Annotated in this window: 15 protein-coding genes; 11 read left to right on the forward strand and 4 right to left on the reverse strand. The window is 46.2% G+C overall.

The genetic code is table 11. The features are described from left to right. The first annotated feature begins 125 nt into the window (after window positions 1-125). The 5 genes from racE to MHI32_RS10245 all read left to right on the forward strand — a co-directional run bounded on the left by racE (window position 126) and on the right by MHI32_RS10245 (window position 3517). On the forward strand, window positions 126-932 hold the full coding sequence (gene racE / locus MHI32_RS10225) for a glutamate racemase (RefSeq protein ID WP_036689641.1): 807 nt from the start codon (window positions 126-128) through the stop codon (window positions 930-932). Between the two features lie 306 nt (window positions 933-1238). Next, window positions 1239-2447, forward strand: coding sequence for a M14 family metallopeptidase (locus MHI32_RS10230; RefSeq protein WP_340012286.1), 1209 nt, complete (start codon window positions 1239-1241; stop codon window positions 2445-2447). A 110-nt stretch (window positions 2448-2557) separates the two neighbouring features. After that, window positions 2558-2812: a hypothetical protein gene (locus tag MHI32_RS10235; protein ID WP_076125091.1), complete on the forward strand. Its 255-nt coding sequence runs from the start codon at window positions 2558-2560 to the stop codon at window positions 2810-2812. A gap of 121 nt (window positions 2813-2933) precedes the next feature. Next, complete coding sequence (locus MHI32_RS10240; protein WP_036689223.1) at window positions 2934-3236, forward strand: heme biosynthesis protein HemY; 303 nt, start codon at window positions 2934-2936, stop codon at window positions 3234-3236. A gap of 41 nt (window positions 3237-3277) precedes the next feature. Next, entirely contained in the window at window positions 3278-3517 is a 240-nt protein-coding gene (locus MHI32_RS10245) for a DUF1450 domain-containing protein (protein WP_036689224.1), read from the forward strand. Window positions 3518-3530: 13 nt separating this feature from the next. On the opposite strand, the gene MHI32_RS10250 is transcribed toward MHI32_RS10245, so the two are convergent. From MHI32_RS10250 to MHI32_RS10260, 3 genes are all read right to left on the reverse strand, one after another. Continuing rightward, window positions 3531-3695 carry a hypothetical protein gene (locus MHI32_RS10250; protein ID WP_175617317.1) on the reverse strand — a complete coding sequence of 55 codons (165 nt, stop codon included), beginning with the start codon at window positions 3693-3695 and terminating at the stop codon, window positions 3531-3533. A 393-nt stretch (window positions 3696-4088) separates the two neighbouring features. After that, complete coding sequence (locus tag MHI32_RS10255) at window positions 4089-6128, reverse strand: LTA synthase family protein (RefSeq protein ID WP_340012288.1); 2040 nt, start codon at window positions 6126-6128, stop codon at window positions 4089-4091. 205 nt (window positions 6129-6333) lie between these two features. Next, complete coding sequence (locus MHI32_RS10260; RefSeq protein WP_036689227.1) at window positions 6334-7473, reverse strand: class I SAM-dependent RNA methyltransferase; 1140 nt, start codon at window positions 7471-7473, stop codon at window positions 6334-6336. Between the two features lie 202 nt (window positions 7474-7675). Here MHI32_RS10260 and MHI32_RS10265 point away from each other — a divergent pair, with 202 nt between their 5' ends. Next, entirely contained in the window at window positions 7676-8305 is a 630-nt protein-coding gene (locus MHI32_RS10265; RefSeq protein ID WP_076184347.1) for an O-methyltransferase, read from the forward strand. 4 nt (window positions 8306-8309) lie between these two features. Here MHI32_RS10265 and MHI32_RS10270 read toward each other — a convergent pair whose 3' ends face one another. Then, window positions 8310-9530: an MFS transporter gene (locus MHI32_RS10270; protein WP_038569803.1), complete on the reverse strand. Its 1221-nt coding sequence runs from the start codon at window positions 9528-9530 to the stop codon at window positions 8310-8312. Window positions 9531-9761: 231 nt separating this feature from the next. Here MHI32_RS10270 and hemE point away from each other — a divergent pair, with 231 nt between their 5' ends. The 5 genes from hemE to MHI32_RS10295 all read left to right on the forward strand — a co-directional run bounded on the left by hemE (window position 9762) and on the right by MHI32_RS10295 (window position 15568). Next, window positions 9762-10823, forward strand: coding sequence for a uroporphyrinogen decarboxylase (hemE, locus tag MHI32_RS10275; RefSeq protein ID WP_340012290.1), 1062 nt, complete (start codon window positions 9762-9764; stop codon window positions 10821-10823). A 54-nt stretch (window positions 10824-10877) separates the two neighbouring features. After that, complete coding sequence (gene hemH / locus MHI32_RS10280; protein WP_076125099.1) at window positions 10878-11834, forward strand: ferrochelatase; 957 nt, start codon at window positions 10878-10880, stop codon at window positions 11832-11834. Further along, window positions 11831-13255, forward strand: a complete 1425-nt coding sequence (gene hemG / locus MHI32_RS10285) for a protoporphyrinogen oxidase (protein ID WP_340012291.1) — start codon at window positions 11831-11833, stop codon at window positions 13253-13255. Before hemH ends, hemG begins: the two co-directional genes overlap by 4 nt. A 162-nt stretch (window positions 13256-13417) precedes the next feature. After that, on the forward strand, window positions 13418-14815 hold the full coding sequence (locus tag MHI32_RS10290; protein WP_076125103.1) for a CapA family protein: 1398 nt from the start codon (window positions 13418-13420) through the stop codon (window positions 14813-14815). Window positions 14816-14833: 18 nt separating this feature from the next. Then, window positions 14834-15568 carry a glycerophosphodiester phosphodiesterase family protein gene (locus tag MHI32_RS10295; RefSeq protein WP_235219576.1) on the forward strand — a complete coding sequence of 245 codons (735 nt, stop codon included), beginning with the start codon at window positions 14834-14836 and terminating at the stop codon, window positions 15566-15568. Window positions 15569-15582 lie beyond the last annotated feature (14 nt).

Genomic DNA, 15582 nt, shown 5'->3' on the forward strand with positions numbered 1-15582 from the left:
AGAAGACTAGTCTTGAACTAAGAGGGCAAAAGGAGTAATATCTGCAATTGGGGCTGAAAGCCAGGTACATTTTGTTTTCACCTTACATAAGCTACACAAAACAAGTAGAAGGAAGCGGTGTGTTCGTGCAGCAAGCTATAGCAATATTAGACTCAGGTGTGGGAGGGTTAACAGTTGTCAAAGAAGTGATGAGGCAACTCCCGCGGGAGAAGATCATTTATTTCGGAGATACTGCCCGAGCTCCGTACGGACCCCGTTCGACCGAGGAAGTACAACTGTTTACTGAACAAATTGTAGATTATTTGATCCAGTTTAATCCTAAAATGATCGTTATCGCTTGTAATACCGCAACAGCTGCGGCACTCGATTATATCTCAGCCAAGGTCTCTATCCCTGTAATTGGGGTGATTCATCCCGGAGCCCGCGCAGCAATTAGCGCAACCAAAAGCGGACATGTCGGCGTGATCGGTACGGTAGGAACCATCAACAGCGGAGCTTATACTAACGCATTAAAGCAGTTGTCCCCTTTTGTTGAGGTTGTAAGTCAAGCCTGTCCAGCGCTTGTCCCACTTGTCGAGCAAGGCAAGTTCCGCTCAGAGAAAAGTTACGATATCGTAGAAGAGGCACTCGAAGGCATTAAAGACACTAACATCGATACTTTAATTTTAGGATGCACTCATTATCCATTTCTTGTAGAACCCATTGGTGAGACTATGGGATCAGGAGTCAAGCTGATCAGTTCTGCAGATGAGACCGCTCGTGAGATCAGCACAATTTTATATGACAAAGGCAAGCTGTCCATCGGCGATGAAAGTCCAATTCATCAGTTCTTCTGCAGCGGTGATGCTGAGATGTTTCAAAGCATCGCGCGAGACTGGCTTGGAGAACAAATTAGACGTACTCCAGTAGTGTGGCAAGTATCCACGTTATAAGCAGGAGCAATGTTGAATTGAATAGGGACAAACTCCATGGGAGTGTAAAAAGAAAAACAGACTGGGAAAGCACATTTCCCAGTCTGTTTTTTTGAAATATAAGCATTTATACGCTGCGGATCTGTAATATCCTTATTTTCATGAGAAATGGTTGCCATCTATAAAGGGCGATGACGTTGTTTTTTCTTGTGATTCATTTCTCCTTCATGCCGGGTAGTGGCGCTTGCATACAATAGAGTTAAGTGCTGTATGCCGCTGTTTTTGTATTGCTGTATCAGCAATTTAAGGCCGAGAGGATGAGACCTAATGCGACAATATATTGCAAACAGGGGAGATACCGTAAGCCGAATTGCCGCTCTACATGGATTAACTCCTGAGCATGTTATTCAAGGTAATCCATGGGTTGGGAGGCAGTCTTATTTATACCCAGGCCAGGTTTTATTTCTGCCATCTTCGCCGCGTAAAAGGTATGCTGTGCAGGAAGGGGACACTCCAGAACGGATAACCTCATTATTTAATGTGAATTTAGAGGATTTGGAGAAGCTTAATCCTGGTGTGACCTCAGGGCGCTGCTGTACACCTGGAAAAATACTTGTCATTCCACCCCCGATTCCAGACCGCGTGGTGTTTCTGCGCGGGGAGTACGGTCCGGCTGATGTTGAGAGTGACATTGACAGCTTGCTTGTCCAATACCCGTTTATACAAGCAGCCACAATAGGCACGAGCGTACTCGGCAAGCCACTCCATGTACTCAAGATCGGGAACGGCACTCGTCATCTGCATGTTAACGCCGCTTTGCATGCCAATGAATGGCTGACTTCGCCATGCTTGATGTCCTTCATAGAGGAGTATGCAGCAGCTTATGCTGAAGGCTTGGAATGGAATGGACATAACCCTGAGGTTTGGTTCCAAAACTGGACATTATGGGTCGTGCCTATGGCTAATCCAGATGGTGTGGAGCTGGTTCAGGAAGGGGTTTTGCCTGACCATCCGTTTTATGATGACCTCATGAGATGGAATGGTGGACGAAGCAGCTTCCGGCATTGGAAAGCTAACATCCGCGGTGTGGATCTTGGGGATCAATTTCCCGCTCATTGGGAAGAGGAGCGGGAACGTCGGGGAGTAAGGCAGCCCTCACCGCGGGATTACAGCGGCCCTGAGCCGCTGAGTGAGCCTGAAGCAGCTGCTCTGGCAGCCCTGGCTGAGGAAGCGCCTGGCGAAGCTGCAGTGTCTCTGCATAGCCAAGGAGGAGAGATTTATTGGAACTACCGCGGGTATGAGCCTCCCGAGAGCCGTGAATTAGCCGTGCAGCTGGCAGTTGCGAGCAGTTACCGGGCAGTGGAGCTGACGGGAAGTGATGCCGGATATAAGGATTGGTTTATTCAGACCTTCCGCAAACCTGGATTTACTGTGGAGCTTGGGATTGGCAAAAATCCGCTGCCACTAGCAGATTTTGAAGATATGGCCCTGGAAACAGGACTTATATTAGCAACGCTCCTTTCCAATGTGAAATAATTATGAAACATTTGCAGTAAACTTGCGTAAAATAAACCATAGGGTATGGCCGCTGTCGTCATTACACGTTATCCGCGGCTGTATCCTTTTTACTTGGGAGGAGGGTCACCATGAAACTGAAAAAAATACTGTCACTAAAACAATGGTCCCATATCTTCAGTAGCTCCTGGCAATACATCCGCTCCCCTAAAGTAGCAATGGGGGACAAGCTGTTATTTACAATTCCAGTATTGCTCTATTGGGTCTTGCCGGACTTCATGCCATTTATTCCGATCGATGATATTGGAGTGACCATGCTGCTAATGGGCTGGTTCGTGTCACGAATGGGCCGGAAATATCCTACCCTTCAGCAGGGTGAAGGATAGCACCGCACATTTTCGACAAGAACTTCAGAGCTAATTAGCCAATATAGTTGCTTTTAGATGTCATTTACCTTTAAAATAAGTAATTGAGTATTTAATTTTCGGACTAGGAGATGGAATATAGATGAAGGTCAAAATTACCCGTAATGCGGCTAAAGTGATAAAGAAACAAATGGAGCTGGAAGGAAACAGTGAGTTGAAGCTGCGCGTAGCAATTACACATGCACACGGTGATCATGCTCACTACGGACTGGACTTGGACACGCCTAAAGAGAACGATGTTGTAGTATCGACAGATAAGGAAATCGATGTTATTCTTGATCCGAGCCAACCACTCCTTGATGGCGTGGTCGTTGATTATTTGTATCTTCCACAAGAAGGTTTTGTCATTACGAATCCCTCTAAAGGTAATCACGGCGATCACTAAACACTCGCCTGTAAATTTCGAACACAAAGAAGGGTTGCTCCATGGCTAACGAAATACAAGTGTGCGATGAATGTAATTTCATGAAGTTGAAAAGTATTATCCCAAAGCTGCAAAAAATGGCACCTGATGCCGAGATCAAGGTCGGCTGCAAGTCGTACTGCGGTCCATGTGGCAAACGGGCTTTTGTTTATGTGAATGGTCGTTATGTGAGTGCTCCAACGGAGGATGAAGTGTTGAAGAAAGCGGAAGCTTTTATCAAACAGCCCTCCGTTCAGAAATAATACTGAGTTCTTATCAACTAAGATAATAGGGTCGATCCCTCTTCATTCTCAGAATAAGTAAAAGTAAACAGAGCAGCGATTCTCCTGTTAATTTGGAGGATCGCTGCTCTGCGTTTTCTGGCCATTGACGGCTTACTTCAATCGTGCCCATCATCCCATCATTTCTCCGTCTCATCATCTCATCGTCCCACCATCTCACCGTCTCATCGAGCCCACGATCCTATCATTCCACCATCCCACAGGATTTACGGACTCAGATGACGTTATTTGCCTGTTTTTAGCCTTTAAAGCAAGATTTCGGACCCCAGTGACGCTATTCCTTAAAAAGAGGCTCATATCGGCGTTTTCTAGGCTAATAGCTGCTCTGGAGTCCGTTAGCATTCCAAATCTCGGATAATGCTGCGTTTAGGGTCAGCTGTGTCCGTTAGTGAGATACTTCGCGGATCCAAGTCGGAAAACCAAACGTGCTTCCAACAACAATCAAGTGGTAAATGTCCAACATAGAGAGGATATCGCAGCAGCCCTTTTCGATAGTTTTTTGGACAGTCTCTTCGTTTACCCGGATGTAAGCTTAAGGTGCAGATTGTGTGTTCTTGAGCTTCTTGATTCCATCATATTTCATGATATCGTCGGAGATCTGTAGCCGGAGCTTGCTGGTCTCATACCCGATGCTGCACTCCCCTACGTCAACGGCTTCGCGGCTTTCGAGACTATAACAGGTTCCGCTGGCAAATTGCCCATTTTCGCTGGGGAGATAAGACAGCTTTGCATCGGCATAGGCGCCGGATCGCAGCGTTACAAGACGCTCATGCCCGCTAAACAGATTATTGCCCATGAGATAATAAGGATCACGTGAGATCCCCAGCAAATGGAGCAAGGAAGGTGTAAGATCCAACTGACCAGCTGGAGCTGAATCTAGGACAGAGGCGTTAGAGCCTGGCAGATGAATGAGCAAGGGAACCTGATGCATTATTTGCTGCATATCGAGTGCGCTAAGGCTTTTGCCGAGAAATTGTTCGTAATAAGAGGTCTCCTGGATCGAATTATCATGATCTCCATAGAAAGCAACAATGGTATTATCCCACAGCCCACGCTGCTTCATCTCTTTGACCATTTCCCCTAAAGCTTCATCCGTATAGTGAACAGCCTGCAAATAATCTCCGAAGATCGTGCCCTTGAACTCTCCAGTATCAAGCCCTTGTTTATCTGCAGGGAGAGAATAAGGATGATGGCTGGATAGTGTAGTCAAAAATGAATAAAAAGGCTGCTTTATCTTTTCTGAAGTGTCCATAATATCGAGGGATTGCCGCAAAAAGGATTTGTCACCCAGAGACCAGCCTAGAGGTTCGTCTATTGTATAGTCTTTTTTGTTATAAAAATGGTCATAACCCATCGCGTTATACATAATCTGCCGATTCCAGAAGCTACCTTCGTACGCATGAAAAGCATTGGTACTGTAGTCCTTTGATTTCAAAATAGCAGGCAGCGTGTCAAACTGATGATCCGGGTAACGGACAAATACCGAGCCGGAGACCAGCGGGTACAGGGAAGCGTTGGACGTGAAATCCGCATCGGAAGTTCGTCCTTGTGAGGTCTGATGGTAGTAATTGCTGAAATAGGTGTTTTCTTTGATTAGAGCGTTCAGATTAGGCGTGATCTCCTGGCCGGATATTGAGCGTCCAACTACAAAGTTCATAAAAGCTTCAGCTTGAATAACAACGATGTTGCTTCCGCTGTATTTTCCAAAGCTGTCATTATTGGCATTTTGCTCAGTGTTTTGTTTATTGAACCAGAGCTGCATTGAGGTGGCTTCTTCTTGCGAAAGCTCGGGCTGCGGACCTAGATGATCTTTAGCATATAAGTAAATATCATAACCGTGAAAACCGATTAGTCCGGTTACGTTATACATCGCCAGACTCCACCAGTTGCCAGTGAATAGATCTTTAGCCCAGGTAGTAGCGTAGGTGTGGATAGGGCCAAAGGTCAGCACGCAACCTAGCGCCAGAGCAACGATGCCATTCACGCTTCTTTTTAGCATCCTGCTCAGGCGTGAAGAGCGGCGGGAATAACCGGTTTGAGAATAAGAGTGAGATTGCCCATAACGGCGAGGGGCGGCATTAGACAAGTATGTATGGGTTTTCTGGTGGTAGAACCCTATTCCGATTCCATAGGCAATAAGCAGAAGCCAGTCAGCGAACAAATAAAGATCGGAAGGACGCAGTAGGGCGAAGATACTTCCACCAAGCGCATCCATCTGTCCAGCCTGAAACAATACAGGTACCGTGATAAAATCCTGAAAATAACGATAGTAGACGATATCCGAATAAATAAGCAGTGTCAGAAGCAAGTTTATACTTAACAACGCTATCGTCTGTCCCCGGCGGGGAAGCCACAGAGTCCAAAAAGACAATAACATGACTGAACCTACAGCAATCCATTTGTCCTGCCGGTTCATATCTATATTGGGAGCATGCAGCCCACTATGCAGAAATAATAACTTGGCCAGCATGATGCCAAGAAAAAGGAGATAACCGATATATCGGGAGCGAATCACAGCAGCTATTGTACTTGTTACGGTTCTGTTGCTCCGAATTGATGGAAAGTCAGACATTATAAAACCTCCTAACACAGAAAATAATTAAAACCAGAATAAACAATGTTGTTGTCTTTTTCAGATGATAAACGTTTCTCATAGAAATATATGAGCGAAAAGTTATAGGCGCTAAACTAAAACAGTCTTATACTCGGAGAAAAACGGACACCCTCCTCATACGAGGTAGATGTCCGTTCTGCATTCAAAGCAATGGTGATCCTAATTATTTCGGATTTCTAGGTGGAAGTGGACCCAAGTATTGATAATATTGACACTCGATACGTCCGTTATACAGTTTGCGGCGTTTGTCTGCCTTACGACCGTAAAATTGTTCGAATTCCTTGTATGGGCTGATCGCAAAAAATGACCATGTTGGCAGATATATCATCATTTCACCAAACTGGCGGGTCAGCTTTTCCACTTCTTTGTCATTACTGATTCGTTCCCCATAGGGAGGGTTGGTAATGATACAACCATATTCTCCTTCAGGTCTTGCTTTGGCGGCAGCCATCACTTTGAAGGTGATTTCTCCGGACAGTCCAGCACTCTTGGCGGCAGCTTCAGCAATTTCGATCGCTTCTGGATCAATGTCCGTACCTGTTAATTGCAAAGGATAATCGTCGCGCACCGCATCGAAAGCTTCTTCGCGCGCCTCTTCCCAAAGATGTTTGGGGATGACTGGCCAATGTTCAGATGGAAATGAGCGGCGTAGTCCTGGAGCAATATTCCAAGCGATCATGGCAGCTTCAATTAACAGTGTTCCCGAACCACAACATGGATCGAAAAGCGGCCGATGGCCATTCCAGCGGCTAAGCTGGATTAGTGCAGCAGCCATTGTTTCCTTCAGCGGAGCCTCTGTTGCATGTCTGCGGTAACCCCGTTTGTGAAGCGCGGGTCCTGTGGTATCTAATGTGATCAAAGCGATGTCATTTAATAAAATCACTTCGATCACATATCGAGGACCGTTCTCCGGGAACCAGTCTGTATGATACGAAAGCTTCAGCTTCTCGACGATAGCTTTTTTGACAATCCCTTGGCAAGCGGGTACACTCGTTAGTTGTGATTTATGGGACCGTCCTTCAACCGGGAATTCTCCATTCTCTGGAATCCAGTCTTCCCAAGGCAACGCTTTAACCCCTTCGAATAACTCGTCAAAGGTTTTAGCAGGGAATTGGCCCATTTTAACCAATACGCGGTCAGATGTACGCAGCCACAAGTTACAGCGACAGATATCGATGTAATCACCGCTGAATAATACTCGTCCGTTCTCGACCTTGGTCTCATAACCCAGTTCGTTTAATTCGCGCGCTACCACAGCTTCTAAACCCATAGGGGCAGTAGCGATTAATTGTAATTTGCTCAAATACTCTCAACTCCGTTTAACTTGTAGATAAATACAAAAAGCCAGTACAATAAGAAGAGACGGCATTGTCGTCCTTTAAAGCATCCATACAAGTATAGGGGAATGTGGGACACTTCACAATGCCCGGCATTCCATAAATCATAAAATGTTCCCCGTCATCCCTTACTATGAGCAAACGGGGGATCCTCAAAGGAGAATCTTTATGCTTACGCAAGAAGAATACAGTGAACAACTTTATACAGAGGACGAAATTCTGCTTCAAGTAAAAGAAGCAATCGTCCAAGCAGGCATGCCGCCGGTGTCTGTCGAGCCAGGGTACGGAAGACTGCTCACCATGCTAGTTAGACTGTCTCGCTCTAAGCGTATTTTGGAAATTGGCGCACTTGGCGGTTACAGCGGAATTTGTTTGTCCCGCGGTTTCTCTGAAAGTGGCACACTGACTTCGCTAGAGCTGAGAGCAGACTATGCCGAGCTTGCCCGCCGTAATTTAGAGCTGGCAGGCTTCGGCGATACTACGGAGTATAGAATAGGACCCGCAATGGACAGCCTGAAGGCACTGGAAGCAGAGGGCGCTAGGTTCGATTTCTTTTTCATTGACGCAGATAAGTTGAACTACACTAACTACTTGGAATATGCCATCAAGCTGGCCAATCCAGGAGCGATCATTGCGGGTGATAATATTTTTCTCCGTGGACGGACCTTAAATACAGATAGAAATGGTCCTGCCATCCTGGCTGTGCGCCACTTCAATGAGATGATCGCTACGGATGAACGTCTTATCAGTACATGTCTGCCTGCCTATGATGGACTGGCACTAGCGATGGTCAAATAGCTGATTAGCGAAATAACCGCGGTGTTGTTACTTTGTACAGCTTCAATCGAACCCAAATCGTATTAACCAGCAGCAAGCAGCCGGATATAATGAAAAGCCCCTCAATTCCGATGTAACCTGATAGAAAGCCGCCCAAGATAGCTCCCAGCATATTGCCTAGCGCCAATGTACTGCTGTTGAAGCCGAATGCGCGGCTTTCTTTTCCGTCAGGGGTATAGGAGCGGATAAGCGCATTAACGCTGGGCAACAGTCCGCCCATGAAGACTCCCATTAGGAAACGGACTATAATCAGCTGCCAGACACTAGTTACGAATGCCTGCGGAATTAGGAAGAGTGAAGCGCCAATTAACGCATAGGTCAGAATACGATGTGCGCCGACTTTGTCACTTAGCTTCCCAAGCAAGGGAGAAGCCAGCATATTGGAGATCCCTGTAACGGCACTGACCATCCCGGCCAAGAAAGCTATATTCTCAGCGGGTCCATTTAATTTTTCTACATAAAGTGGCAACAAGGCCATAGGACTAATCATTGCAAATTGCAGCAGAAAGGTTACACCGAATAGAGCTGGAAGCTGAGGAATTTTGATTAATTCCTTCAAGCCTGCGAGTACAGAAACCTGTGGCTCTTGTGCGGCTTCGGCGCGGTCGAATTTTTCTTTAACAAGAAATAATGCCAGCAGAGAGGCGATAAAGAGCAAGGCTCCAACGACATAAAAAATCGGCCGAAATCCGATTAAATCGGCAAGTAAGCCACCAATCAGTGGCCCTAGAATTGTTCCTGCAACAGATCCTGATTGCATCAATCCCATGGAGAAGCCCATACGTTCTTTGGGGGTAGTACCTGACACCAGTGCGATGGAGGCGGGATTGAAGCCAGAGATTGTACCGTTTAAGAGACGGAGCAGGAGCAGCTGTAAAGGGGATTGTGCGAAGCCCATTAATACCATGACAATAGCCATGCCAAAGCTGGAACGCAGCAACATGATTTTACGTCCATATTTGTCTGCAAGCTTGCCCCATAATGGCTGGAATATGAAAGAGGTTAAGAAGTTTGCGGCAAAAATAAGTCCCGCCCAGATTCCAATTTCATGTTCACCCTGGACACCAAGATCCTTCGCAAGGTACAAGGTCAGGAAGGGTGTAATCATTGTCATTCCAGCATTCACCAAAAATTGCCCGAACCAAAGCACTAAGAGGTTGACCTTCCAGGTCTCCCATTTCTTCATAGTGCTTTCACATCCTTTCAAAGAATTTCAGAGAATATATGATTCACGGAAAAAATGCCATTTTATCAGTATATCATTTTTTGCAGCTTCATGTGTGCAACACATGTCATAGTAATGTCATAGGATTGTCATTCCAAACTCTTCGTATTAGTTGTTACAAGCTTTTAAAAAGGGCATAATAGTAGATATGCCGATTAAAAAAATCTAATAAAATATAATGGAGATCTTATCATGACCTACAATGACACTTTTATCCGCGCCTGCAGAAAGCAGGACACGGAGCACGTTCCCGTATGGTACATGCGGCAGGCCGGCCGTTATGATCCCGAGTACCGTAAAATTAAGGAAAAGTATTCGTTGCTTGAAATCTGCAAGCAGCCTGAGCTGGCGGCAGAAGTAACCATGATGCCCGTTCGCAAGCTGGGTGTGGATGCGGCCATTTTGTATTCCGACATTATGAATCCAGTTGCTTCAATCGGAGTGAAATTCGATATCGTTAAGGATATCGGTCCAGTGATTGAGAATCCGATCCGTAGTGCAGCTGATGTGGAGAGACTAAAACCCATTGATGTGGAGGGTGATCTGAGCCACATTTTGGAAACGATTGCTATTCTGGATAAGGAACTGTACGTTCCTTTGATCACTTTTGCAGGCGCGCCGTTTACAATTGCCAGCTATTTGATCGAAGGTAGACCTTCCAAAGGATATATCCGTACGAAAGAGCTAATGTACAGTGAACCCCGTGTCTGGGAAATGCTGATGGACAAGCTGGGCGATATGATTATCACTTACCTCCGAAGTCATGTGCGGAGTGGAGGCAAAGCCTTCCAATTGTTCGACAGTTGGGTTGGTGCGCTTGCTCCACGCGATTTTGAAACATACGTGCTGCCGACGGTTTCTCGTATTTTTTCCGAATTATCTGATCTTGATGTACCTAAAATATACTTTCCTGGCGTAAGCTCTGGAGAATTGCTGCCAAGTCTTACGAAGCTTCAAGCAGACGTAATCGGGCTGGATTGGCGAGTTAGCTTGACTGAAGGCCGACGCAGAATAGGCAATAAATTTGCGATTCAAGGAAATCTTGATCCATATTTGCTTACAGCTCCGATGGACCTCTTGAAAGAACGCGCGAAAGCACTGATCGATGAAGGTGTGCTTGAGCCAGGTTATATCTTCAATCTGGGCCATGGATTATTCCCGGAGGCCTCATTAGACAAACTTAGAGAATTGACGGAGTATATTCACACTTATTCTCAGGAAGTATTACAAGAAACGGCTAAGCAACGTTCGTAAAAATATAAGAATTTATTTGTTCCACGCTATTAAATTGTAAAGGGGACGGAATCCGTGACAGTAAAAATAGGTGTTCTCGTCATGTCGTATGGCACTCCTAAGAGCCTAGAAGATGTTAAAGCTTATTACACGCATATTAGACGGGGGAATCCGCCAACAGCGGAGCAGCTTAAAGAGTTAACCGACCGTTATGAAGCAATCGTCGGGGGGGTATTCCCACTGCGGGAGAATACAGACCGGCAAGTAGAAGCTTTACAAGCAGCATTAAATGCGGATAAAGCGGGAGCAGATGTTGAATTTGTCTGCTATCAAGGCTTGAAGCATGCCAGTCCCTTTATTGAGGACGGCGTGGAGGCTATGGCGAAGGATGGCATTACTCAAGCAGTGGGTATTGTTTTAGCGCCACACTATTCCAGTATGAGTGTGGGGAGCTACATCAAGCGTGCACAGGAAAAGGCTGATGCATGCAAGATTGACATGGGTTTTGTAGAGAGTTACCATATGCATCCTGAATTGATCGATGTGTTAAGCCAAAGAGTGTCGGCGAAGCTGGATCAATATATTGAAGCAGGTGCGACCCGTGATGAGATTCGCGTATTATTCAGCGCTCATAGTCTTCCAGAACGTATTCTGGCTATGGGTGATCCATATCGGGATCAGCTGCTGGAAACTTCGCAGGCAATTGCAGCTCAAGCAGGTGTAACCAACTGGCAGTTTACTTGGCAAAGTGCTGGCCGCACAGCTGAACCGTGGCTTGGTCCAGATATTCTGGACACGCTGCAACAGCTTAGTAAAGAACAGGTGGAATACGTATTGGTGGCCCCTATCGGATTCGTATCCGATCATTTAGAGGTACTGTACGATCTCGATATTGAGGCAACAGCCGTAGCTGCAGAGCTTGATATGCGTCTTATGCGGATTGACTCACTGAATAGTGATCCCGCATATATGTCTGTATTGAGCGATGTAATTCGTAAACGACTGGAGCAGATGAAGGCCGCTCAATCATGATTGGCCCCACAAGAAAAATTGTTATCATAGGCGGAGGGCTGAGCGGACTCAGCGCCGCCTTTTATATTCGTAAATTTTATAAAGAAGCGGGTATTAAGCCTGATATTGTCTTGCTTGAGAAAGAGAAAAACCTCGGTGGAAAGATTGAAACCTTACATCGCGATGGTTTTGTGATTGAAAAGGGACCGGATTCATTTCTGGCGGAAAGGGCGGAGATGTGCGAGCTGGCTAAGGAATTGGAATTGGATCACGAGCTGGTATCCACTAACCCTCTTGCTAAGAAGCGATATATCTTGCAGCGGGACAAGCTTAATCCTTTGCCAAACGGTCTTGTACTCGGTATCCCTACCGAACTGAAACCTTTTTTATCAAGTGGGTTAGTTTCGTTTGGGGGCAAAATACGTGCGATGATGGATTTTATTCTTCCTCCGCGGCGTAATGATGAAGACGAATCGCTTGGTGAGCTTATTGAGCGCCGTCTAGGGTCTGAAGTGCTGGAGAACTTAACCGAGCCACTCCTCTCTGGCATGTACGCCGGAGATATACAAAAAATTAGCCTGCATGCTACTTTTCCGCAATTTGGACAATTAGAACAACAGTACGGCAGCCTTATTCGTGGAATGCGCACAGGGCGAAAGAATAAAAAGGCACAGGAAGGTACTACACAGAGTACCTTCTTGACGTTCCGCAAAGGGCTGCAAAGTCTCGTGCATAGTCTGATTTATGAGCTGCATGATGTAGAACAACGGACGGAATCTAACGTAGTTTCTATTCAGGCTGTTGGGAGTCCTGCTATTTATGAGGTAGAGCTGGAGAATGGCGAACGGTTGCTTGCGGATGATGTATATATCACTACGCCTAACTTTTCGGCTGCTGACTTACTTCGTCCCCATATGGAGGTTACGGCGCTGGAAGCGGTGGATTATGTTTCAGTAGCGAATCTAGTCATGGCTTTTAACAAAAAGGATATTGTTAACGAATATGATGGATCAGGTTTTTTTGTGCCTCGTAAAGAAGGGCGAAATATTACTGCCTGCACATGGACATCTACGAAATGGCCGCATACGGCTCCTGATGATAAGGTGCTTTTGCGCTGTTATGTGGGTCGTTCTGGTGATGAACAGAATGTTCAGCTGCCTGATGAGGCTTTGACGGAGCTTGTGCTTAAAGATTTGCGAGAGATCATGGGCATTACTGCGAATCCAATATTTACGGAAATCACCCGCTTAGAGCATTCCATGCCGCAGTATCCTATAGGACATCTTGATAATATTACCGAATTCCGCAAAGAATTAGCGGCTTCGCTTCCTGGTGTGTATGTCATTGGCGCCGGATTTAATGGCATAGCAATGCCGGATTGCATCAAGCAGTCCAAGCTTATTGCGGAAAGCGTTGCTAAACAGCTAATGAATGAAATGTGAGTACGATGACTAAATAAAACAGTGAAGCGAAGCATGAGGCGCTTCACTGTTTTTCTTTAGTTAGTAAAATTTTCTATTTCTATCGACTCTCTTATTTGTAGGGTGCTGTGATAGATATGCTATAATAAAAACAATTTGAGAGTAGAGGAGATCACAGAAACCATGTATCCGCCGCGATCGCGTTCTAGACAAAAGAACAAACATAAGAGCAAACGCAAGCGCAGAACGGCCTGGGCTTGGATCAATGCAGGTCTTCTTTTGATGATTACCGTGTTATTGACTTATAGCTTTACGAATGACCCTGACAAGAAAAGCGCCTCACCGCCTCCGGTAGCAGAAGCGACAGCTACGCCTATACCAGAGAGTAGTGATCAGCCTCAGACAGCACCTCCGGTGGTTGCAGTTGCAACGCCTGAAGCTACAGAGACGCCAAGCCCTTCTCCTACGGCAACTCCAGAGCCAACGCCTACACCGCAGGAGGAGCCCGAAGAGATTATTGAAACACAAGCTCCTGAAGCGACAGCGACCCCTGCGAAGGATGAGGACAGCTCGGAAGCAGCAAATAATGATGCAGTGTCTGGTCTGCCGTCAGATGATAACGCGTCTGGTAAGACGGTAACTTTGAATTTTGGTGGAGATGTTATATTTTCCGGGAAAGCTGGAGAACTGCTGGAGAAGAAAGGTTATGATTATTCGTATGCCGCATTGGAGGGTCTGTTCAAGAAAGATGATCTTACGATCTTGAATCTGGAAACTCCAGTGACCACAGGTGGCGTAAGTGCCACTAATAAGCAATTTGTATTCAAAGGATCACCACTCGCTCTGGATGCGCTTAAGTCAGCGGGTGTGGACGCAGTAAATATGGCGAATAATCACACGCTTGATCAAGGAGAGCAAGGCTTGCGGGATACCCTTAACCACCTTGCTGAAAGAGGAATTCCTTATGTGGGTGCGGGGCTTAACAGTAAAGAAGCATATTCGGCGCAATATTTTGAACGTAAGGGCATTAAGATCGCTTTGCTGGGATTCACCCGGGTGATTCCTGCGTCGGATTGGATGGCAGGGAAAAATAAGCCGGGACTTGCCTCCGTATACGATAGTGCAGAAGGACTGAAGGCTATTGCTGCAGCCAAAAAGAAAGCCGATTTGGTGGTCGTAGTGGTCCATTGGGGTAAAGAACGGGTAGAACAATATGATAAAACGCAACAGTCGCTGGGCCATAGCTTTATCGATGCAGGAGCCGATCTTGTCATTGGCGGCCATCCACATGTGTTGCAAGGCGTGGAGCCATACAAGGGCAAATGGATTGCCTACAGCACCGGGAATTTTATTTTTACGAGATCTACAGTGCCTGCCACTTGGGAAACTGCGGTTTTTCAGGCGGAATGTAGTGTAAAAGGTCAATGCTCCTTAAAGCTGAAGCCTATGAAAGCCGAGCTAGCACAGCCTGTGCCGATGAACGAAGTGGATGGAAAGCTTTTGTTAAAAAGAGTAGAAGCTCTATCCGCAGGACGGGTAAAGATCGGTAGCGACGGTAAAGTCACTCAAGTTACCAAATAGGGTTCCTGGGAGGTCCTTATGATGAACAATTTGTGTGTAGCCCATCGAGGGTTTTCCGGTAAAGCTCCAGAGAATACATTGGCAGCCATTCGGATGGCGATTGCCATGCCCTATGTGCACTGGATGGAAATTGATGTCCAGCTCTCCAAAGACGGCGTTCCTGTTGTCATTCATGATTATACGTTGGACCGGACGACCAATGGTCATGGCAAGGTAAAGAACATGGACTGGGAATATATCCGGCGTCTGGATGCGGGGAGCTGGAAAGGGCGTGTTTTTCAGGGCGAGCGGGTGCCTTCTTTGGAAGAGGTGCTGTCACTAGCCTCTGGAAGATTGCGTCTGAATATTGAACTGAAAACAGTGGGAGATATGTATCCTGGCATTGAGAAGACGGTGACGGATCTTATTTCTGCAAAAGGTATGCGGGACGACGTGATCTTGACCTCTTTTGATACTGGAGCATTAAAAAAAGTCAAGGAAATTGATCCCCGTTTTCGTACCGGATTGATCTTTGATTCCAGATTTGGCAATCCTGCACGCAGGCTGCATGAACTGGATTGCTCTTTACTTTCGATTAGCTTCTCGCGTCTGAATCCTAGACTGGCTAAGCTTTTGTCCGAGCGTGGGGTGGAAATTATGGCTTGGACTGTGAACAAAGCGAAAGAGATGCGTCGCTTAGCCGACATGCATTCTGATATAATGATCTGTACAAACCGCCCGGATATATGGGGCGACACCTTTCTGAAGGTATAAATAATCCAAATCGA

It is taken from the genome of Paenibacillus sp. FSL H7-0690 (assembly GCF_037980415.1).
Taxonomy (GTDB): domain Bacteria; phylum Bacillota; class Bacilli; order Paenibacillales; family Paenibacillaceae; genus Paenibacillus_AQ; species Paenibacillus_AQ odorifer.

Excerpts from the sequence above, each read along its gene's own strand:
- MHI32_RS10230 (WP_340012286.1), top strand. The coding sequence starts at position 1,239 with ATGCGACAATATATTGCAAACAGGGGAGATACCGTAAGCCGAATTGCC.
- MHI32_RS10235 (WP_076125091.1), top strand. The coding sequence starts at position 2,558 with ATGAAACTGAAAAAAATACTGTCACTAAAACAATGGTCCCATATCTTC.
- MHI32_RS10240 (WP_036689223.1), top strand. The coding sequence starts at position 2,934 with ATGAAGGTCAAAATTACCCGTAATGCGGCTAAAGTGATAAAGAAACAA.
- MHI32_RS10245 (WP_036689224.1), top strand. The coding sequence starts at position 3,278 with ATGGCTAACGAAATACAAGTGTGCGATGAATGTAATTTCATGAAGTTG.
- MHI32_RS10250 (WP_175617317.1), bottom strand. The coding sequence starts at position 3,695 with ATGATGAGACGGAGAAATGATGGGATGATGGGCACGATTGAAGTAAGC.
- MHI32_RS10255 (WP_340012288.1), bottom strand. The coding sequence starts at position 6,128 with ATGTCTGACTTTCCATCAATTCGGAGCAACAGAACCGTAACAAGTACA.
- MHI32_RS10265 (WP_076184347.1), top strand. The coding sequence starts at position 7,676 with ATGCTTACGCAAGAAGAATACAGTGAACAACTTTATACAGAGGACGAA.
- MHI32_RS10270 (WP_038569803.1), bottom strand. The coding sequence starts at position 9,530 with ATGAAGAAATGGGAGACCTGGAAGGTCAACCTCTTAGTGCTTTGGTTC.
- hemE (WP_340012290.1), top strand. The coding sequence starts at position 9,762 with ATGACCTACAATGACACTTTTATCCGCGCCTGCAGAAAGCAGGACACG.
- hemG (WP_340012291.1), top strand. The coding sequence starts at position 11,831 with ATGATTGGCCCCACAAGAAAAATTGTTATCATAGGCGGAGGGCTGAGC.
- MHI32_RS10290 (WP_076125103.1), top strand. The coding sequence starts at position 13,418 with ATGTATCCGCCGCGATCGCGTTCTAGACAAAAGAACAAACATAAGAGC.
- MHI32_RS10295 (WP_235219576.1), top strand. The coding sequence starts at position 14,834 with ATGATGAACAATTTGTGTGTAGCCCATCGAGGGTTTTCCGGTAAAGCT.